This window comes from Ensifer sp. 38_S197 (assembly GCF_056924495.1).
The window spans coordinates 177,783-195,776 of record NZ_JBXOVZ010000002.1 but is presented as its reverse complement, the minus strand read 5'-3'; the positions used below and the strand labels follow the sequence as shown (position 1 = coordinate 195,776).

General features: G+C 62.8%; 19 protein-coding genes. 12 read left to right on the top strand and 7 right to left on the bottom strand.

Annotated elements, in window-relative coordinates; translation table 11 throughout:
- Positions 1-16: 16 nt before the first annotated feature.
- From AC1Z3V_RS14300 to AC1Z3V_RS14290, 3 genes are all read left to right on the top strand, one after another.
- A complete protein-coding gene (locus AC1Z3V_RS14300; RefSeq protein ID WP_483499905.1) occupies positions 17-499 on the top strand; it encodes a hypothetical protein in 483 nt (160 codons plus the stop codon).
- 84 nt (positions 500-583) lie between these two features.
- On the top strand, positions 584-1,330 hold the full coding sequence (locus tag AC1Z3V_RS14295) for a YebC/PmpR family DNA-binding transcriptional regulator (protein WP_429813400.1): 747 nt from the start codon (positions 584-586) through the stop codon (positions 1,328-1,330).
- A gap of 72 nt (positions 1,331-1,402) precedes the next feature.
- On the top strand, positions 1,403-2,032 hold the full coding sequence (locus AC1Z3V_RS14290; protein WP_483499903.1) for an HAD hydrolase-like protein: 630 nt from the start codon (positions 1,403-1,405) through the stop codon (positions 2,030-2,032).
- A 10-nt stretch (positions 2,033-2,042) separates the two neighbouring features.
- Here the strand turns inward: AC1Z3V_RS14290 and AC1Z3V_RS14285 are convergent, their stop codons facing one another.
- Complete coding sequence (locus tag AC1Z3V_RS14285) at positions 2,043-3,044, bottom strand: LLM class flavin-dependent oxidoreductase (protein ID WP_483499901.1); 1,002 nt, start codon at positions 3,042-3,044, stop codon at positions 2,043-2,045.
- 170 nt (positions 3,045-3,214) lie between these two features.
- On the opposite strand from AC1Z3V_RS14285, the gene ruvC reads away from it, so the two are divergent.
- The 4 genes from ruvC (at position 3,215) to AC1Z3V_RS14265 (ending at position 6,501) form a co-directional block, all read left to right on the top strand.
- Positions 3,215-3,727 (top strand): crossover junction endodeoxyribonuclease RuvC, encoded by a 513-nt coding sequence (gene ruvC, locus AC1Z3V_RS14280; RefSeq protein ID WP_065778622.1) that lies wholly within the window; start codon positions 3,215-3,217, stop codon positions 3,725-3,727.
- A 118-nt stretch (positions 3,728-3,845) separates the two neighbouring features.
- Positions 3,846-4,463, top strand: a complete 618-nt coding sequence (gene ruvA, locus AC1Z3V_RS14275) for a Holliday junction branch migration protein RuvA (RefSeq protein WP_483499899.1) — start codon at positions 3,846-3,848, stop codon at positions 4,461-4,463.
- 94 nt (positions 4,464-4,557) lie between these two features.
- Positions 4,558-5,598 (top strand): Holliday junction branch migration DNA helicase RuvB, encoded by a 1,041-nt coding sequence (ruvB, locus tag AC1Z3V_RS14270; RefSeq protein WP_173520443.1) that lies wholly within the window; start codon positions 4,558-4,560, stop codon positions 5,596-5,598.
- Positions 5,599-6,501: a metallophosphoesterase gene (locus AC1Z3V_RS14265; RefSeq protein WP_483499897.1), complete on the top strand. Its 903-nt coding sequence runs from the start codon at positions 5,599-5,601 to the stop codon at positions 6,499-6,501.
- A gap of 21 nt (positions 6,502-6,522) precedes the next feature.
- Here AC1Z3V_RS14265 and AC1Z3V_RS14260 read toward each other — a convergent pair whose 3' ends face one another.
- From AC1Z3V_RS14260 to AC1Z3V_RS14250, 3 genes are read right to left on the bottom strand one after another with little or no spacing between them, the layout of a single operon-like run.
- On the bottom strand, positions 6,523-7,425 hold the full coding sequence (locus AC1Z3V_RS14260; RefSeq protein WP_483499895.1) for an NAD-dependent epimerase/dehydratase family protein: 903 nt from the start codon (positions 7,423-7,425) through the stop codon (positions 6,523-6,525).
- Positions 7,422-8,282, bottom strand: a complete 861-nt coding sequence (locus AC1Z3V_RS14255) for a glycosyltransferase (protein ID WP_483499893.1) — start codon at positions 8,280-8,282, stop codon at positions 7,422-7,424. Before AC1Z3V_RS14255 ends, AC1Z3V_RS14260 begins: the two co-directional genes overlap by 4 nt.
- The gene (locus tag AC1Z3V_RS14250) at positions 8,279-9,499 is read right to left on the bottom strand and encodes an NAD-dependent epimerase/dehydratase family protein (protein WP_483499891.1); all 1,221 of its coding nucleotides are present in this window, start codon (positions 9,497-9,499) and stop codon (positions 8,279-8,281) included. Before AC1Z3V_RS14250 ends, AC1Z3V_RS14255 begins: the two co-directional genes overlap by 4 nt.
- 124 nt (positions 9,500-9,623) lie before the next feature.
- On the opposite strand from AC1Z3V_RS14250, the gene ybgC reads away from it, so the two are divergent.
- Positions 9,624-10,079 (top strand): tol-pal system-associated acyl-CoA thioesterase, encoded by a 456-nt coding sequence (ybgC, locus tag AC1Z3V_RS14245; protein ID WP_429813421.1) that lies wholly within the window; start codon positions 9,624-9,626, stop codon positions 10,077-10,079.
- Positions 10,080-10,103: 24 nt separating this feature from the next.
- On the opposite strand, the gene ligD is transcribed toward ybgC, so the two are convergent.
- From ligD to AC1Z3V_RS14230, 3 genes are read right to left on the bottom strand one after another with little or no spacing between them, the layout of a single operon-like run.
- The gene (ligD, locus tag AC1Z3V_RS14240) at positions 10,104-12,698 is read right to left on the bottom strand and encodes a DNA ligase D (protein ID WP_483499889.1); all 2,595 of its coding nucleotides are present in this window, start codon (positions 12,696-12,698) and stop codon (positions 10,104-10,106) included.
- A gap of 8 nt (positions 12,699-12,706) precedes the next feature.
- The gene (ku, locus tag AC1Z3V_RS14235; RefSeq protein WP_483499887.1) at positions 12,707-13,555 is read right to left on the bottom strand and encodes a non-homologous end joining protein Ku; all 849 of its coding nucleotides are present in this window, start codon (positions 13,553-13,555) and stop codon (positions 12,707-12,709) included.
- On the bottom strand, positions 13,555-14,076 hold the full coding sequence (locus AC1Z3V_RS14230) for a hypothetical protein (protein ID WP_429813428.1): 522 nt from the start codon (positions 14,074-14,076) through the stop codon (positions 13,555-13,557). Before AC1Z3V_RS14230 ends, ku begins: the two co-directional genes overlap by 1 nt.
- Before the next feature lie 82 nt (positions 14,077-14,158).
- Between AC1Z3V_RS14230 and tolQ the strand changes: the two genes are divergently transcribed.
- The 4 genes from tolQ to tolB all read left to right on the top strand — a co-directional run bounded on the left by tolQ (position 14,159) and on the right by tolB (position 17,838).
- Positions 14,159-14,881 (top strand): protein TolQ, encoded by a 723-nt coding sequence (gene tolQ / locus AC1Z3V_RS14225; RefSeq protein WP_173520451.1) that lies wholly within the window; start codon positions 14,159-14,161, stop codon positions 14,879-14,881.
- Between the two features lie 26 nt (positions 14,882-14,907).
- Positions 14,908-15,360 (top strand): protein TolR, encoded by a 453-nt coding sequence (gene tolR, locus AC1Z3V_RS14220; RefSeq protein ID WP_173520452.1) that lies wholly within the window; start codon positions 14,908-14,910, stop codon positions 15,358-15,360.
- Positions 15,361-15,369: 9 nt separating this feature from the next.
- Positions 15,370-16,449, top strand: a complete 1,080-nt coding sequence (locus AC1Z3V_RS14215; protein ID WP_483499885.1) for a hypothetical protein — start codon at positions 15,370-15,372, stop codon at positions 16,447-16,449.
- Positions 16,450-16,527: 78 nt separating this feature from the next.
- Entirely contained in the window at positions 16,528-17,838 is a 1,311-nt protein-coding gene (gene tolB / locus AC1Z3V_RS14210) for a Tol-Pal system beta propeller repeat protein TolB (protein ID WP_429813433.1), read from the top strand.
- The last annotated feature ends 156 nt before the right edge of the window (positions 17,839-17,994 follow it).

Sequence of the window (17,994 nt, the reverse complement as noted above, 5' to 3'; positions counted from 1 at the left end):
CGTTCAGGATCGCCCGATGAAGTTGCTTGTGGTTGGCGTATCGCTTTTCCTGTCACTGTCGACACTAGCCCAAGCGGGTGGCGCGCCGCCGCCACGCATGCCCTCTCCCGAAGGACAACAGCAGCAGAGCCAGCCGGAGCCGACCGTCGAGCCCGCGGGCGTACAGGAGATATTCGTGATGCCGTCGGGCAATATCGGCTGCGTCTATACGCCGGCCGGCGGCACGCCCGTCTATCAGCCTGCCGACGGCGGCCCCGAGCTTGCCTGCGATATCGTCGTGCCGCGCTACGTTCGCGCCACACTCGGCCGCTCGGGTGCGGCCACACTCAATCACGCCGTCGATGATCCGAGCTGCTCTTCGTCCGGCCCGGTGCTCGACTATGGGCAAAACTGGGCACGCGGACCGTTCTCCTGCGCCTCCCAACGCACCGGCCTTTCCTGTCGTCGCGATGACGGACACAGCTTCCTCTTGAGCCGCGCGCAGGTATCGGCCGACTGAAAAGCCGCGCCCCGGCTGGACGGAAAGCGGCAATAAAACTATAAGGCGCCCCATTCCTACATTATCATGCATGCAGAGGGTGCCATGGCTGGCCATTCACAGTTCAAGAACATCATGCACCGCAAGGGCCGTCAGGATGCGGTGCGCTCGAAAATGTTTTCCAAGCTCGCGCGCGAAATCACGGTTGCCGCCAAGACCGGCATGCCGGACCCGGCGATGAATCCGCGCCTGCGCCTGGCGATCCAGAACGCCAAGGCACAGTCGATGCCGAAGGACAACATCGAACGGGCCATCAAGAAGGCTTCCGGCGGCGACGCGGAAAACTACGAAGAAGTCCGCTACGAGGGCTACGGCCCGGGCGGCGTTGCCGTCATCGTCGAGGCGCTGACCGATAACCGCAACCGTACCGCTTCCAGCGTGCGCTCGACCTTCACCAAGGCCGGCGGTGCGCTTGGCGAAACCGGATCGGTTTCCTTCTCCTTCGACCGCGTCGGCGAAATTACCTACAAGCTCTCCGCCGGTGACGCCGACAAGGTCATGGAAGCGGCGATCGAGGCGGGTGCCGACGACGTCACCACCGACGAGGACGGCCACACGATCATCTGCGGTTTCGAGGCGATCGGCGAAGTCTCCAAGGCGCTCGAAGACACGCTCGGCGAAGCCGAGACCGTCAAGGCGATCTGGAAGGCGCAGAACACCGTGCCGGTCGACGAAGAAAAGGCACAGTCGCTGATGAAGCTCATCGACACCCTCGAAGACGATGATGATGTCCAGAACGTCTATTCGAACTTCGAAGTGTCGGACGAGATCCTGGCGAAGCTGTCGGCCTGATTGGACGCTCGGCAGGTTCCGGATTGTTCACCCGTGTCCGAAGGGGCACGGGTTTTTCATTGCATGGTGCCGATGACCTATGAATTTGCGATCTTCGATTTCGACGGCACGCTCGCCGACACCGCGGCGAGCTTCGTGCTTGCCTGCAACAGTGCCGCACGGCGCTACGGCTTCCGTGAGCTTTCCGTCGAGGAGTTCCAGTCGCTGAGGACGATGGGCAATCGCGAGATCATCGCCCATCTCGGCGTGCCCCTGTGGAAGTTGCCGCGGATCGCCGTCTTCATGCGCCGGGCCATGGCGGACGAGGCCGCATCGGTGCGGCTGTTTCCGGGCGTCGCCGAATTGCTCAGCCGGTTGAAGGCCGCCGGTATCGGCATTGCCATCGTCAGCTCGAATGCGGAAGACGGGATTCGCGCCGCGCTCGGAGAAGCGGCTGCGTCCGTGGACATCTTCGAGTGTGGTGCTGCTCTTTTCGGCAAGGACCAGCATTTCAAAAAGGCGGTCCGATATTCCGGACTGGACCCGACCCGGTTCCTGGCGATCGGCGACGAAGCGCGCGACATCGAAGCGGCCCGCAAGGCGGGGATCGCTGCGGGGGCCGTGGCCTGGGGCTATGCCGATCCGGTCTTCCTGCAAAAGCTCGGACCGGATCGGTTTTTCACCCGGATGGAGGAGATCGCGCCGGCTTTCGGCGTAGTCTGATCGCGCCTTCTCACGCTGCTCTCGCGAGATCGCGCTGGGCGTCGGCGAAGAGGCGAAGCGAATGCAGGCGCGCCTCCATGTCGAAGATCGGCATGGAGATGATCAGTTCGTCAGCCTTCGTCTGGTCGAGGAAGGTTGCGATCTTCCGGCGGATCGTCTCCGGTCCGCCGACGACCGCATACATCATCGAATGGTCCACGAAGATCTTTTCGTCATAGCTCCAGAGCCCGTCCATCGATTGAACCGGCGGCGGGAACCGCCCGCGCGCATTGCGCCGTAGTGCCACGAAGGATTGCTGCATCGAGGTGAAGAGATAATTCGCCTCCTCGTCCGTATCGGCGGCGACACCCATGACACCGACCATGACATGCGGCCTGTCCAGCGTCGCGGATGGTGTGAAGCGTTCGCGATAGATCTCCAGCGCCGAGAGCAGCATGTCCGGCGCGAAATGCGAGGCGAAGGCGAAGGGAAGGCCGAGCATGCCGGCAAGGTGGGCGCTGAAATGGCTCGAGCCCAACAGCCAGATCGGCACGTTGGTGTCGGCGCCCGGAACGGCGATGATCTTCTGATCCTCGGCGACGGGGCCGAGCAGGGCCTGCAGTTCCACGACATCGTTCGGGAAATTGTTGCCGCTTGCCTCCATGTTGCGCCGAAGTGCCTGGGCCGTGCGCATGTCGGTCCCCGGCGCGCGGCCGAGGCCGAGGTCGATGCGGCCCGGATAGAGCGCGGCGAGCGTGCCGAACTGTTCGGCGATCACCAGCGGCGAATGGTTCGGCAGCATGATTCCGCCGGAACCGACGCGGATCGTCTTTGTGGCTGCGGCCACGTGCGAGATCACGATGGACGTCGCGGCGCTGGCGATGCCCTTCATGCCGTGATGTTCCGCCAGCCAGAAGCGCTTGTAGCCGGCTTCCTCGGCAGCCCGCGCCAGGCGACGGGAGTTTTCGAGCGATTGGGCGACGCTGCCGCCTTCGGTGATCGGGGAGAGATCGAGGACGGAGAAAGTCGCCATGGCACGGGCCTTCGTTGAGAGAAATTGATGGAAGGCTATGTAAGCTCAAGTTTCCTCAATCCAAGGGCGATGGCGAAGAAATCCTGAAGCCTCTTCTCACCTGTGTGTATGTTTTTGTTTTGTTCACTTTTTGCTGGCAGCGTCCGGGCTGGAGTCATAGGGTGAATTTCATGCAGAATACGATTCGCATCATCGGCATCGATCCGGGCCTCCGCCGTACCGGCTGGGGGATCATCGAGACGCTCGGCAATTCGCTGCGTTTCGTTGCCTCCGGTACGGTCACCTCCGATGGCGAGATGGATCTCGCCTCACGGCTTTGCCAGTTGCATGACGGTCTTGCCGAAGTGGTGCACAGCTACCAGCCGCACGAGGCGGCGGTCGAGCAGACCTTCGTCAACAAGGATGCGACCGCAACGCTGAAGCTCGGCCAGGCGCGCGGCATTGCCATGCTGGTGCCGGCGCGCGCGGGTTTAAGGGTCGCCGAATATGCGCCGAACGCGGTCAAGAAAGCAGTGATCGGCGTCGGCCATGGCGAGAAGCAGCAGATCCATATGATGCTGAAGGTTCTGATGCCGAAGGTCGAGTTCAAGGGCAACGATGCGGCGGACGCATTGGCGATCGCCATCTGTCATGCCCATAACCGGCAATCGGTGACCAGCCGGCTCGCCGCATTGATGGCGTAGTTGCAGCAGATCTGAAGTGTTACAGCGACCTTAGCGCGTCTGATAAGCCGCGCGGCGCCGTAGAGAAGATATTTTTCCGATGGTCTGAGCGACCATCCCCCACCGCGAGAGACGCCACATGATCGGCAAATTGAAGGGCACCATCGACGAGATCGGCGAGGATCACGTCGTGCTCGACGTGCATGGCGTCGGCTATGTCGCCTATTGTTCGGCGCGCACCTTGTCCAAGCTCGGTTCAGCTGGCGAGGCGGCGATGCTCTTCATCGAGACCTATGTGCGCGAGGACCAGTTGAAGCTCTTCGGCTTCCTGACGGCGCTCGAGCGGGAATGGTTTCGCCTGCTGCAAAGCGTGCAGGGCGTTGGTTCCAAAGTTGCGCTTGCGGTGCTCTCGACCCTGACGCCGGGCGAACTCGCCAATGCCATCGCACTGCAGGACAAGACCTCGGTCTCCCGCGCGCCAGGCGTCGGTCCCAAGGTGGCGGTGCGCATCGTCACCGAGCTCAAGAACAAGGCACCGTCCTTTGCCGGCGAGATGGCATCGGCGATCGGCCTCAAGCAGGAGCTTGGCGAAGGCGTCGCCTCCGCGCCGGTGTCGGACGCGGTTTCGGCGCTGACCAATCTCGGCTATTCGCGCGACCAGGCGGCCAATGCGGTTGCCGCCGCGCTGAAGAATGGCGGCGAGGGGGGAGACAGTGCCAAGCTCATTCGCCTCGGCCTCAAGGAACTGGCGCGATGAGCGCTTGCCTTGGCGGGGCGCAGAAGGCAGAACGGAAGGGGCCGGACGCAGGTGGGTACCTGCGCCATGAAGACCGACCAATTGGAACGAATGCATGACTGATGCGGCACGTCTGATAACGCCGGAAAAGCGCGGTGAGGATCTCGACGCGACCATGCGTCCGCAGTCACTGGACGAATTTACCGGCCAGGCGGAAGCGCGCGCCAACCTGAAGATCTTCATCGAAGCGGCCAAGAACCGCGGCGAGGCGCTGGACCACGTACTGTTCGTCGGCCCGCCCGGCCTCGGCAAGACGACGCTTGCGCAGATCATGGCCAAGGAGCTCGGCGTCAATTTCCGCTCGACCTCCGGTCCGGTCATAGCCAAGGCCGGCGATCTCGCCGCACTGCTGACCAATCTCGAAGAGCGTGACGTGCTCTTCATCGACGAAATCCACCGGCTCAATCCGGCGGTCGAAGAAATCCTCTATCCGGCGATGGAAGATTTCCAGCTCGACCTCATCATCGGCGAAGGTCCGGCCGCGCGTTCGGTGAAGATCGATCTGTCGAAGTTCACGCTGGTGGCGGCGACCACACGTCTCGGCCTGCTGACGACGCCGCTGCGTGACCGTTTCGGCATCCCGGTGCGGCTCAATTTCTACACGGTCGAAGAACTGGAATCGATCGTCCGGCGCGGCGCCCGGCTGATGGGGCTCGGCATGACCGACGATGGCGCGCGCGAGATCGCCCGCCGCGCGCGCGGCACGCCGCGCATTGCCGGACGGCTGCTGCGCCGGGTGCGCGATTTCGCCGAAGTGGCGCGCGCCGAGGCCGTGACGAAGGAGATCGCCGACGAAGCGCTGACGCGGCTGCTCGTCGACAATATGGGGCTCGACCAGCTCGACCGCCGCTATCTCTTCATGATCGCGCAGAATTTCGCTGGCGGACCTGTCGGCATAGAAACCATCGCCGCCGGTCTCTCCGAACCGCGCGACGCGATCGAAGACATCATCGAGCCCTACCTGATCCAGCAAGGTTTCATACAGCGGACGCCCCGCGGCCGTATCTTGACCGCAAATGCCTGGAAACATATCGGCCTCAACCCACCGAAAGAGGTCGAGGCGACACAGTTCCGCCTGACACTCGAGGACGAATAGATGATTACCCGCCGCGGATTGTTGAAAATGATCGGCGGCGGGATTGCCAGCATGGCGGCGCTTAGCGGTTACGCTTTCGCCGTCGAGCCATTGGCCCGGCTGAATGTAACTCGCTACTCGCTGACGCCGCCCGGCTGGACACCCGGGCTGAAGCTGCGCGTCGTCGCGCTCGCCGATATCCATGCCTGCGAACCCTGGATGCCGACAAGCCGTATCGCCTCGATCTGCCGCCAGGCCAACAATCTCGGCGGCGACATAACCGTGCTTCTCGGTGATTACGCGGCCGGCATGAATTTCGTTACCCGCTATGTCGATTCCAGCGAATGGGCGAAGTCGCTTGCGACGCTTACGGCGCCGCTCGGCGTCCATGCCGTCATGGGCAATCACGACTGGTGGGAGGACAAGACCGCGCAGAGAAACGGCAGCGGTCCGACCTTCGGACACAAGGCGCTACAGGATGTCGGCATCAACGTCTACAGCAACCGGGCTGTCCGGCTGGAGAAAGAAGGGCAGGGCTTCTGGATCGCCGGTCTCGAAGACCAGCTCGCCCTGGTGCCGGGCAAGAAGTGGCAGCGGCAGCGCATGAAAGGTCTCGACGATCTCGAGGGCACGCTGGCGCAGGTGAGCGATGGCGATCCGGTCATTCTGCTGGCGCATGAGCCGGACATCTTCCCGAGCGTTCCCTCACGCGTCGCGTTGACATTGTCGGGCCATACCCATGGCGGCCAGGTGCGGCTTCTCGGCTACGCGCCGGTGGTGCCCTCGCGTTTCGGCGATCGCTACGCCTATGGCCATATGGTCGAGAACGATTGCAACCTGATCGTTTCCGGAGGCCTCGGCTGCTCGCTTGCGCCGGTTCGTTTCGGCGTTCCGCCGGAAATCGTCGTCATCGACCTCGGTTAGCCGGTCTGAGGTCCGGAGGCCTTACGCGAGCCTGATGTCCTCGAGCAGATCCCTGATCGAGGTCGCCAGCCGCTCCGGTCCGCCAGGCCGCCAGCCGAGCTTGCGCAATTTTTCTGTCGCCATGACCAGATAGCCATCCGCCGAAACGGTCTTAGGTAGTGCGTGCGGGCATCCGGTCAGCGCCTGCACCAGCGAGAGAATTTGCCTGACGTCGAGCAGCAGGTCCGAAACGTTGAAGACCTCACCCCGCACCGCGGCGCTATCCGCTTCGAGCATCAGGCGCACCGCTGCACCCACGTCATCGCCATGGATCTCGGTGCCGATCCGCGACTGGATCGGTTTTCCTTCAAGATAGCTCGCAAACAGGTCGGCCCACTTGTGCCGTCGGCCCGGACCGGCGGCACCGTACACACCGGTAACCCGCAGGCTTGCCGGGATGAAGTCCTCGGTTGCAAGCATCCGCAAGTGGTCTTCGACCGCGACCTTCAACCGGCCATAAAGCGTGTCCGGATCCGGCGGCGATGTCTCGTCGAGGCGGCCGGCGAGCCGGCTGCCGTAGACGGCGCGGCTCGACAGAAACACGCAGCGCTTGACGCCGGCCGCCCGTGCCGTCTCGAACAGGCGGACCGAGCCATCAATATTCGCGCGGCAGAAGCCTTGCGGATCGTCGCCTTCACCGCCGCGATACCTGCCCTCGACATGTTCGAATGCAGCATGGACGAAGCCGGCAACGCCATCGAATAGGGCGGCCTGGTCGAGATCCGGATCGAGAAACAACGGCACGAAGCGAACATTGGTGCTGAAAAAACCGGGGTCGGGCGGCGTGCGGCCACCGACGATCACCTCGTATCCGTTCCGCAACAAATGCTCGACGATGAAACGACCGACGAAGCCGGTGCCGCCGGAGACCAGGACCCGTGTCATCGGCGCACCGGATTGGGGAGAGACGCAATCTCCGGAATGTCGTCCCCGGTCAGGAAGGCGAACCAGAGGTCGATCAGCGGCCGCAAGGCCTCGGCACGGGGATGGTCCCTTTCCCAGGGCTTCTCATACTGGTAGTGCAGGACGCCGATCGAGCGCCAGTCCCAGAGCCCCGGCATGCTGAACCAGACATATTGCAGCATGTTCATCGTCACCGGCAGGCCGTGCCAATCCGGGAAGAAAGTCTGCAGGAAGGTCTGGTCGGTGCGCGGCCAGAAGGCCTCGGGTGCGTCGAGACAAGCGAGCATCCGTCCGAATGTCGCGAACGAAGGCTCGGCGACGAAGACGCCGGAGTTCAGCCGGTGAAAGTCGGCGAGGCTTTCGTAGACGTTCGGCGCGGCGGAGAATTCCGGATAGGAAAACAGCCGGTCGATGTTCCTGAGCACGATCGCGTCGGCGTCGATGAAGACGCAGCGGCGGTACTCGACGAGTTGCCAGAGCCTGAGCTTGCAGAAGTTGTCGAGCGGCGAGTGAAAGGCCGGTTTGCGGCCCTTGGTGAAGGGCGCCTTCTCATGCACGTTCCGGCGCTGATGGCGCTCGGTGAACGCATCGGAAAGCGGCAGGAGGTCGGTCTCGACCAGGCGGCAGCCGAACTCGGCCAGCGGCGCCAGCGCGTCGAGCGAAACGCCACCGGTATGCAGCACCACGATATCCGCCTCGGTGCCGGAGAGGCGCAGCGAGCGGGCCAAAGCGCGAGCCCCGAGCGCATAGTCGGCATTGCTGACCAGCGTCACGAAGGCATGGCCGGCAGAAGGAGGCGAGGAGGGGCGCAACCCCTCCGAAGGATCGGTGGATGTCATGAAACGGATTTCAGCCGCTTGCCCTCTGGGTCGTGGTTGATGAGCGGCGCAATGTCCTTGGTCCAGGCGGAGACGGCAGGCACGCGCGTGCGATCGACACGATAGGCGAATTTCTTCGCGACATCGACGATTTCCGACAGCAGCCCGTCCTGCAGCCGCGTCGGGTTGAGGCCGAGCGCCAGGAACTTCTCATTGTGGACGACGAGTTCGTTCTCGGCCGCTTCCTTGCGCGGGTTCGGCAGCCAGGCGATCTGCGCGCCCGTGATCGCGGCGATCATCTCGGCAAGGTCGCGTACCCGGTGGGTCTCGGTCATCTGGTTGAAGATCTCGACGCGGTTGCCGTGTGCCGGCGGGTTCTTCAGCGCCAGCTCGATGCAGCGGACCGAATCCTGGATGTGGATGAAGGCGCGCGTCTGGCCGCCGGTGCCGTGCACCGTCAGGGGATAGCCGATCGCCGCCTGAATCAGAAAGCGGTTCAAGACCGTGCCATAGTCGCCGTCATAATCGAAGCGGTTGATGAGCTGCGGGTGGCGGCGGGTCTGTTCGGTATGGGTGCCCCAGACGATACCCTGGTGCAGGTCGGTGATCCTGAGGCCGTCATTCTTGGCATAAAATTGGAAGAGCAGCTGATCCAGGCACTTGGTCATGTGATAGATCGAGCCGGGATTGGAGGGATAGAGGATCTCCTGGCTGACGGTCTCGCCGCCCATCGTCTCGATGCCGACCGGCAGGTATCCCTCGGGGATCGCCGCGCCAACGGTCGAATAACCGTAGACGCCCATGGTGCCGAGATGCACCAGATGCGCATCGAGCTCGAGCTCGACCAGCGCATTCAGCAGATTGTGCGTGGCGTTGACGTTGTTGTTGACCGTGTAGTTCTTGTGGCGGTCGCTCTTCATGGAATAGGGCGCGGCGCGCTGTTCGGCGAAATGCACGATCGCATCCGGGCGATGTTCGGCGAGCCAGTTCTTGAGCAGTTCGTAGTCGCGGGCGAGGTCAATCAGATTGAAATGGATGCGACGGCCGGTTTCGGCGTGCCAGATACGGGTGCGTTCCTGGATCGAGTCCATCGGCGTCAGCGATTGCACGCCGAGCTCCGTATCGATCCAGCGGCGGGAGAGATTGTCGAGGATGTGGACATCGTGGCCGGCATCGGACAGGTGAAGGGCCGTGGGCCAGCCGACGAAACCGTCGCCGCCGAGAATCGCAATCTTCATGCACGTTCTCCTGCTCAGGAAGGAAGTCCGTCACGTGATAGGGTAGGATTGTGACAACGTTGCAATGCTTGCAAATGGCTTTTTGTTCCTGCACAGGAAACGGGAATTTCTTTCGGAGAAAAGCATGTCCCTGATTTCGCTTGCAGGCGAACTGACCGAAAACGGCCATCGGCTGGTCCAGCGCGTCTACTACGAAGACACAGATTTTTCCGGTGTCGTCTATCACGCCCGCTACCTGCACTTCATGGAGCGCGCCCGCACCGACTTCCTGCGGCTGCTCGGCGTCGAACAGGCGACGCTCGCGATCGAAGGCGACAGCGAAGGCCTGGTCTTCGTCGTGCATCGCATGGAGATCGACTTCAAGCTGCCTGCCCGCATGGACGACATCCTGACGATTACGACGGTCACGGAGAAGGCCGGTGGCGCCAAGATGGTGCTGCAGCAGGAGATCCGCCGCGGCGAGCAATTGCTGATCGCCGCCAAGGTGATCATCGCCGTTATCAACGGCCAGGGGCGTCCGCGGCGGCTGCCGGAAGCGCTGGCCTACAAGTTCCAGCACGCGAAGGAGAGCGCCGGCTGACCGGTCCGCTTTAACAGAGGCAGCTCAATCCGCCTCGTTCACTCCGAGCTTGTCCAGGATCTTCTTGGTCAGCGATTGCTTTACGCCGGCGACATCCCGCCAGGGATCTGCGCCGCTTTCGATCCGCTCGAGAATATCGGGGATGCGGAAGCCGTTGGCGGCTTCCAGCGCGGAAAGCTCGTCCCAGCCAACCGGAGTGGCGACCGGCCCTCCGGCCCGTGCCCGGGTCGAATAGGGCGCGATCGCGGTGGCGCCACGCTCGTTCCTCAGCCAGTCGATGAAGATGCGTCCCTTGCGCTTCGCCTTCGACATGGTGGCGATGAACCTGTCGGGATCGCGGTCGGCAAAGCCCTGGGCAAAAGTCTTGGCGAACGCCTTGGCTTCAGGCCAGGTGGCGCGGGCTGTCAGCGGAACGATGACGTGCACGCCCTTTCCGCCCGTGACCATCGGCATCGACTTCAGCCCGATCTCGCCGAGCGCGTCACGCAGCGCCATGGCCGCCGCCTTGACGACCCCGAAGTCCAGCCCCTCATCGGGATCCAGGTCGAAAACCAGCCGGTCGGGCGTCTCGAGCTTGTCGAAGCGTGAACCCCAAATGTGGAACTCCAGCGTGCCCATCTGCACGGCGGCGACCAATCCCTTGGCGTCGCGCACGTACATATAGTCCTCGGTCTCGCCGGAGCTCTCCTTGACGGGAACCTCCTTGATCTCGTCGGGAAAGCCGTCGCTGGCATGCTTCTGGTAGAAGCACTGTCCCTTGCCGCCCTGCGGGCAACGCACCAGCGACAGCAAGTGTTCGGCGGCGTAGGGCAGCATCCGCTCTCCGACGACCGCATAATAGCGGGAGAGGTCGAGCTTGCTGATGCCCTGGCCTTCGAACAGGATGCGGTCCGGATGGGTGATGCGCACGCCGAGGACGGTTTCGTGCGCTGCGGTCGATCCCCCTTTTGCGGTCGTTGCCTTCGCGGATGCCGCTTGGGACTTGCCTGAGGACTTCGTTGCGGGTTTCGGCGTTTCGAGTGTCACGGACTTTGCCTCCTTGTCCTCCCGCAGCCCCTCGAAGGCGCCGTGGCGGATATGTCCTTCATCGGTAAATTCGGTGAAATCGATCTCTGCGACCATGTCCGGCCTGATCCAGATCGCGTCCCTTGCGATCTCGCGTGGGACGCTCGCAAAGGGACTGGTCGCGCGACGGCGCTTGGCGAAAGCGGCCGAGAGCGTCTCCATGCGTTCCTCGTCAAAACCGGTTCCGACGCGTCCGCGATAGATGAGTTCGCCCTTGTCGAAGGTGCCGACGAGAAGCGAGGCAAAGGCGCGTCCTTTCTTTGTCGACGGCGAATAGCCGCCAATGACGAATTCCTGGCGCTTTGTGCATTTGATCTTGAGCCAGCTTCGGGTTCGCTGGTTGCTGTAGGGTGCCTCCGCCTGTTTGGCGATGATGCCCTCTTGGCCGGCCTTGCAGATGGTCGAGAAGACTTCCGGTCCGTTGCCGCGCACATGTTCGCTATATTGAATGGTGCTGGATGGCGGCACGGATCTGAGCAGCCGCTTCAGTGTCTCCTTTCGCTCGATCAGCGGCAGGCGGCGCAGGTCGCGCCCGTCGAGGTGAAGCAGGTCGAAGGCATAGAAGCGTGTCTCGCCGCCGCCCTTCAGGGCTTTCTGCAGGGCGGAGAACGATGACCCCTCCTTGGACACGGCAACGGCCTCGCCGTCGATAAGCGCGGACGTACAGTCGAGTTCCGCCAATGCCTTGGCGATGCTTTGGAATTTCTCGGTCCAGTCGAGTCCGGTGCGCGTGTGGCAGATGGCCTTGCCGCCACCGGTGGCAACCAGCAGGCGATAGCCGTCGAACTTGACCTCGTTCAGCCAGGCGTCGCCCTCTGGTGCCTGCGAAACCAGCGTCGCCAGTTGCGGCTTCTGAAAAGCGGGCGGCTTGCCCTTGGTCGATCTCTTCGGCTGCGCGTCGACCGCGCCCGCCTTCAGATTCGCGGCTGTACTTTTGTTGGATGCCCAGACGTGCTTCCTGCGTTCGCCCTTGCCGGCGGCGATCTCGTCCATGGTCCGGCCGGTGGTGACGCTCGTCTGATGGTCCTCCAGGAGAGTTTCACCATCGTCGGAGGCGGCATCGTCCCCCTCCTTGATGAGCAGCCAGTTCTCGCGCTTCTCGCCGTGGCGTGGCCGCATGCGGACCAGTGCCCAGCCGCCATGCATGCGCTCGCCATGAAGATGAAACGTCAGCTTGCCTTCGCGCAATCCTTCCTCGGGATCGTTTTCCGGCTCCCACCAGCCGGTGTCCCACAACATGACGGTGCCGCCGCCATATTGGTTCTCGGGGATCGTTCCCTCGAAATCGCCATAGGCAAGCGGGTGGTCTTCGGTTCGAACGGCAAGACGTTTGTCCTCCGGATTGAGGCTGGGTCCGCGGGTTACGGCCCAGCTTTTCAGAACGCCGTCCCATTCCAATCGGAAATCGTAGTGAAGGCGTGTGGCATCATGCTTCTGTACCAGGAAGCGCCTTTGGCTCGAACGACTGCGAGCGATCTTGCCCTTTGGCTCGCGGGTCTCGCGGAAATTGCGGCGTTTGTTGTATTCGGCAAGGGGATCGCGGTTGGCAGCCATGCTTTACCTCACGCGGATTTGCGTCGGCGAGACGGCGCCGGTTTGGATTTCGCCGACTTCTTCGTGTCACCTGCTTCAAGGCTCTGCTTCAGCGCCGACATCAGATCGACGACATTGTCGCCGCGGCGTTCGGGACGCTCGTCCTCGTCGACCGAAACGCGGTTCGACTTCCCCTTCATCTTGCGCTTGACGAGCTCGGTGAGCGCCGCAGTGTAATTGTCCTTGAATGCGGCGGCGTCGAAGGGTGCGGTCTTGCGATCGATGAGGGCCGTTGCGACGTCCAACAGGTCTTTTTCCGCTTTCTTGCCGGAGAGCTCGGAAAACATCGGCTCCGCCTTTCTCAATTCATCGGCATATCGGAGCGTCTCAAGCAGCAGGCCGTTGCCGCAGGGCCGGACCGCAACCAGGTATTCGCGGCCGCGCAACGTCAGCTGGCCAAGCCCGATCTTCGACGCGGCTCTCAGAGCATCGCGAACCACGCGGTAGGCATCTTCGGCGAGATCGTCGGCAGGCACGACGTAGTAGGGCTTGTCGAAGTAGATCGGCGAGATGTCGCAGGCGCCGACGAACTGCACGAGTTCGAGGGTCTTTTTTGTCTCGAGCTTGATGGAGTCCACTTCCTCCGGCTCGAGCAGCACGTATTTGCCGGACTCGTACTCGTATCCCTTGACGATATCGTCGGTGTCGACCGGGCCGACGCCGTCGACGACCTTTGCGTAGTGCACCGGCTTGCCGGAGGGCTCATGGATTTGGCGGAAAGCCACCTTTGCGCTGGCGCGGGTGGCGCTGAAGAGCTCGACGGGTATCGACACCAGCGAGAGCCGAAGCTGCCCCTTCCATAGGGCGCGCGCCGCCATCACCGGCCTCCACGCAGGCGCCGAATGTTCGGCGTATCTTCGACTACGGTTGCTCGCGCCCTGTCCTGGGCCAAAGCGCGCTCGATATGGGCGATGTCCTCGCCGGTGACGACCGGGATCGGGTCGGAAATGATCGCCTGCAGGACATCGGTCGACAGCACGCCATGAGCAAGGGCGTCCTCCAATGCGGCCCGCGTCTCCCGCTCGGCTTTGAGCTCGGCATAAAGCGCAAGGATCAACCGGTCCCGCGGATCAAAATGCGGCGAGGAAGATCGTTTGTCGCGCTGTCGTGTCGTCTGCTGGCCCATGCCGAAGAAACGTGCCCGGCCAAGGTAAGTTCCGGCCGCGGGGTGATACCGCAAAGACACAGTATGGTAACGGTTGTTTAACCATAATGGTGTCTTAATCACTGCATCAGGATTTGTGCAGTGCACGTCATCCTTTGACCAAAATTGACGGCAAGAAGGCAACCTAAAGCTAATTAAGGTCGCGATGGTGCGATCTACGGCGGTGCCGGGCATTCTTGCAAACAGGACGTTTGGGCTACCCGGTCACGAGCATGAGCCGCTCTTGCCGGGTGTTTGGATTCGGGGACTGAAGACGATGGAACAGGTTGGATTGGCCGCTGCGACGCACGACGTGACCCTCTGGTCGCTGTTCATGCAGGCGGGCTTTGTCGTGAAGCTGGTCATGCTGGGGCTGATTTCCGCCTCGGTGTGGACCTGGGCGATCGTCGTCGACAAGACGCTGAACTACGGCCGCGTGCGCCGTCAGCTCGACAACTTCGAGCAGGTGTTCTGGTCCGGCCAATCGCTGGAAGAGCTCTACCGGACGCTGGCCGACAGGCAGACTGCCGGCATGGGGGCGATCTTCGTTTCCGCCATGCGCGAATGGAAGAAGAGCTTCGAGCGCGGTGCCCGGTCGCCGATCGGCCTGCAGATGCGTATCGACCGCGCCATGGACGTGACGCTCGCCCGTGAATCGGAATCGCTGGAAGCGCGCCTCGGTTCGCTCGCAACCATCGGTTCGGCCGCACCCTTCATTGGTCTCTTCGGTACGGTCGTCGGTATCATGACCTCGTTCCAGGCGATCGCCGGCTCGAAGTCGACCAACCTCGCGGTCGTGGCGCCCGGTATCGCCGAAGCGCTGCTCGCCACCGCGATCGGCCTGCTCGCCGCTATCCCGGCGGTTATCGCCTACAACAAGTTCTCGGCCGACGCCGGCAAGCTGTCGGCACGCATGGAAGGTTTTGCCGACGAGTTCTCGGCCATCCTGTCGCGGCAGATCGACGAGAAGCTGCAGAGCCCGCGCCAGGCCGCGCAATAATCGCCAGAGATACGGAGACCACGCTGATGGGTATGTCGGTTGGCGGAGCCAAGGGTTCGGGCGGCGGACGTCGCCGCCGCGGCGGCAAGAAAGCCGTGATGAGCGAGATCAACGTCACGCCTTTCGTCGACGTCATGCTCGTGCTGTTGATCATCTTCATGGTGGCAGCGCCGATGATGACAGTCGGTGTGCCGATCGACCTGCCGGAAACGCAGGCGAAGGCGCTCAATTCCGATACGCAGCCGATCACCGTTTCGGTCAATCCTTCCGGCGAGATCTACCTGCAGGAAACCCCGATCGCGATCGATGAGGTCGTGCCGAAGCTCGAGGCGATTGCCACCACCGGCTACAACGAGCGCATCTATGTGCGCGGCGACACCAATGCCGACTACGGCACGGTCATGAAGGTCATGGCCCGCATCTCCGCCGCAGGCTTCAAGAATCTCGGCCTCGTCACGCTGCAAGAACAGGAAAAGTGATCGTCCACGATGAAGGGCAGTCTCGCTACATCTGCTGTCCTCCACGCCATGGTCTTGACCTGGGCGCTGGTGTCGCTTGGCAGCCCGGCTGACTTCCAGGTCGCCGACGTCGAGGCTTTGCCTGTCGACATCGTTCCCTATTCGGAAATGACACAGGTTCAGCAGGGCGACAAGAAGGCGCCGAAGAAGGAGACCTCGTCGCCGGTTCCGACCAAGCGTCCGGAGACGAACCAGCCGGCCGAAAACGTCGGCGACAACGACACCGACCTGAAGACGCCGCCGACCCCGAACGCCAAGCCGTCGAAGAGCGAAGCCACGGCCTCGCCGGAAAAGAACGAAAAGCCCGAGCCGACGCCCGATCCGGTCGAGCAGGAGATCAAGAAGGTCGAAGAGACCAAGCCGGCTTCCGAGCCTGCGACCGAAGTTGCGGCGCTGCCGGAACCGAAGCAGGAAGTGAAGCCGGAGACGAAACCGGATCCGGCGCCGGCCGAAGAAAAGCCGGCCGAGAACCCGGAAGCCGAGGCGTTGCCCGAAAAGGTGCCGACCCCGGCCGCAAGGCCCAAGGTCGAAAAGCCGGCCCAGAGTGCCAAGACGCCTGAACGCAAGAACGAGGCAACGCCGAAGGAACAGAAGAAGGCGGCGTCCACCGAAGAAAGCAAGTTCAACGCCGACGAGATTGCCGCGCTGCTCAACCGGCAGGACCCGTCCGCCGGTGGCGCCAAGCGCTCGACGCAAGAGGCGGCTCTCGGCGGCAAGAAGACGATCGGCGTGGGCCTCAGCGCCAACGAGATCGACGGCGTGAAGGGGCAGATCCAGGGCAACTGGTCGCTGACGCCCGGCCTCACCGGCGTTCAGGAAGTCCGGGTGACGATCAAGGTCCAGCTGGATCCAGCAGGCAACATTGTCGGCACGCCGGAAGTGACGGCAACCGGCGGACCTGAAGGAACGCGTCGCGCTGTCGAAAGCAGCACGCTGCGCGCGCTCCGCCGCTCGTCGCCGCTACAGAACCTGCCACCTGAAAAATATGATGGCGAAAAAGGATGGAATACCCTCGTGCTGAACTTCGACCCCTCGGAATTCGCACTCTGAGCTGCCGGGATTGGAACCCATGCCGGATAGCCAACACACCGCACAAACCCTTCGTATTAAGCTGAAAGGCTTGTCTCAATGATCAAGGTCTCTCTTTTCCGTGCCCTGATGGTGGCCGCGGGCATGTTCGTCGCCTTCGTGGCGGCAACGCCGGCGAACGCCGTCGTCGAAATCAACATCAACAAGGGTAACGTCGAGCCCCTGCCGATCGCGATCACCGACTTCCTTCAGGGCGAGCTCGGTCAGAAGATCTCGGACGTGGTCGCCGCCGACCTGAAGCGGTCGGGCCTGTTCGCGCCGATCAACAAGAGCGCCTTCATCGAAAAGATCAGCAATCCGGATGCGACGCCGCGTTTCGAGGACTGGAAGGTCATCAACGCCCAGGCCATCGTCACCGGCCGCGTGACGCAGGAAGGCGATGGCAGGCTGAAGGCCGAGTTCCGGCTGTGGGACACGTTCGGCGGCACGCAGATGACCGGCCAGCAGTTCTTCACCCAGCCGGAAAACTGGCGCCGCGTCGCCCACATCATCGCCGACGCGATCTATGAGCGCATCACCGGCGAAAAGGGCTACTTCGACACGCGCATCGTCTACGTCGCCGAGAGCGGCCCGAAGACGGCGCGCAAGCGTCAGCTCGCCATCATGGACCAGGACGGCTTCAACGCCCGGGCACTGACCAATTCCAACGACATCGTTCTGACGCCGCGCTTCTCGCCGAACCGCCAGGAAGTCACCTACATGTCGTTCGAAAACCAGCAGCCGCGCGTCTACCTGCTGCAGCTGGAAACCGGACAGCGTGAAGTCGTCGGCAACTTCCCCGGCATGACCTTCTCGCCGCGCTTCTCGCCGGATGGCCAGCGCGTCATCATGAGCCTTCAGCAGGACGGTAACGCCAACATCTACACGATGGACCTGCGCTCGCGCACGACGACGCGCCTCACCAACACCGCCGCGATCGACACGGCACCGTCCTATTCGCCTGATGGCAGCCAGATCGCCTTTGAAAGCGATCGCGGCGGCCGCCAGCAGATCTACATCATGGGCGCCGACGGTTCCGGCCAGCGCCGCATCTCCTTCGGCGACGGCTCCTACTCGACGCCGGTCTGGTCTCCGCGTGGCGACCTCATCGCCTTCACCAAGCAGTCGGGTGGCAAGTTCTCGATCGGCGTGATGAAGACAGACGGTTCGGGCGAACGCATCCTGACCACGGGCTTCCACAACGAAGGCCCGACCTGGGCGCCGAACGGCCGCGTGCTGATGTTCTTCCGACAGAACGCCGGTGCCGGCGGTCCGCAGCTCTATTCGATCGATCTGAGCGGCTACAACGAGCAGGCGATCCCGACGCAGGGCTTCGCATCCGACCCGGCCTGGTCGCCGCTGCTCGAGTAGGCTGATCCAATATGCGGCGGGAAAATGTGGCAGCGATGCCGCTTTCTCGCCGCAAAGTGCTGGTCTAGCAGGCGCCGAGCCGAAATTATCGATTTGTTAACCATAACTGTTGAAAAGCGATTAACCGCTTCCGGTTACAGTCTGGCAACCGTGAAT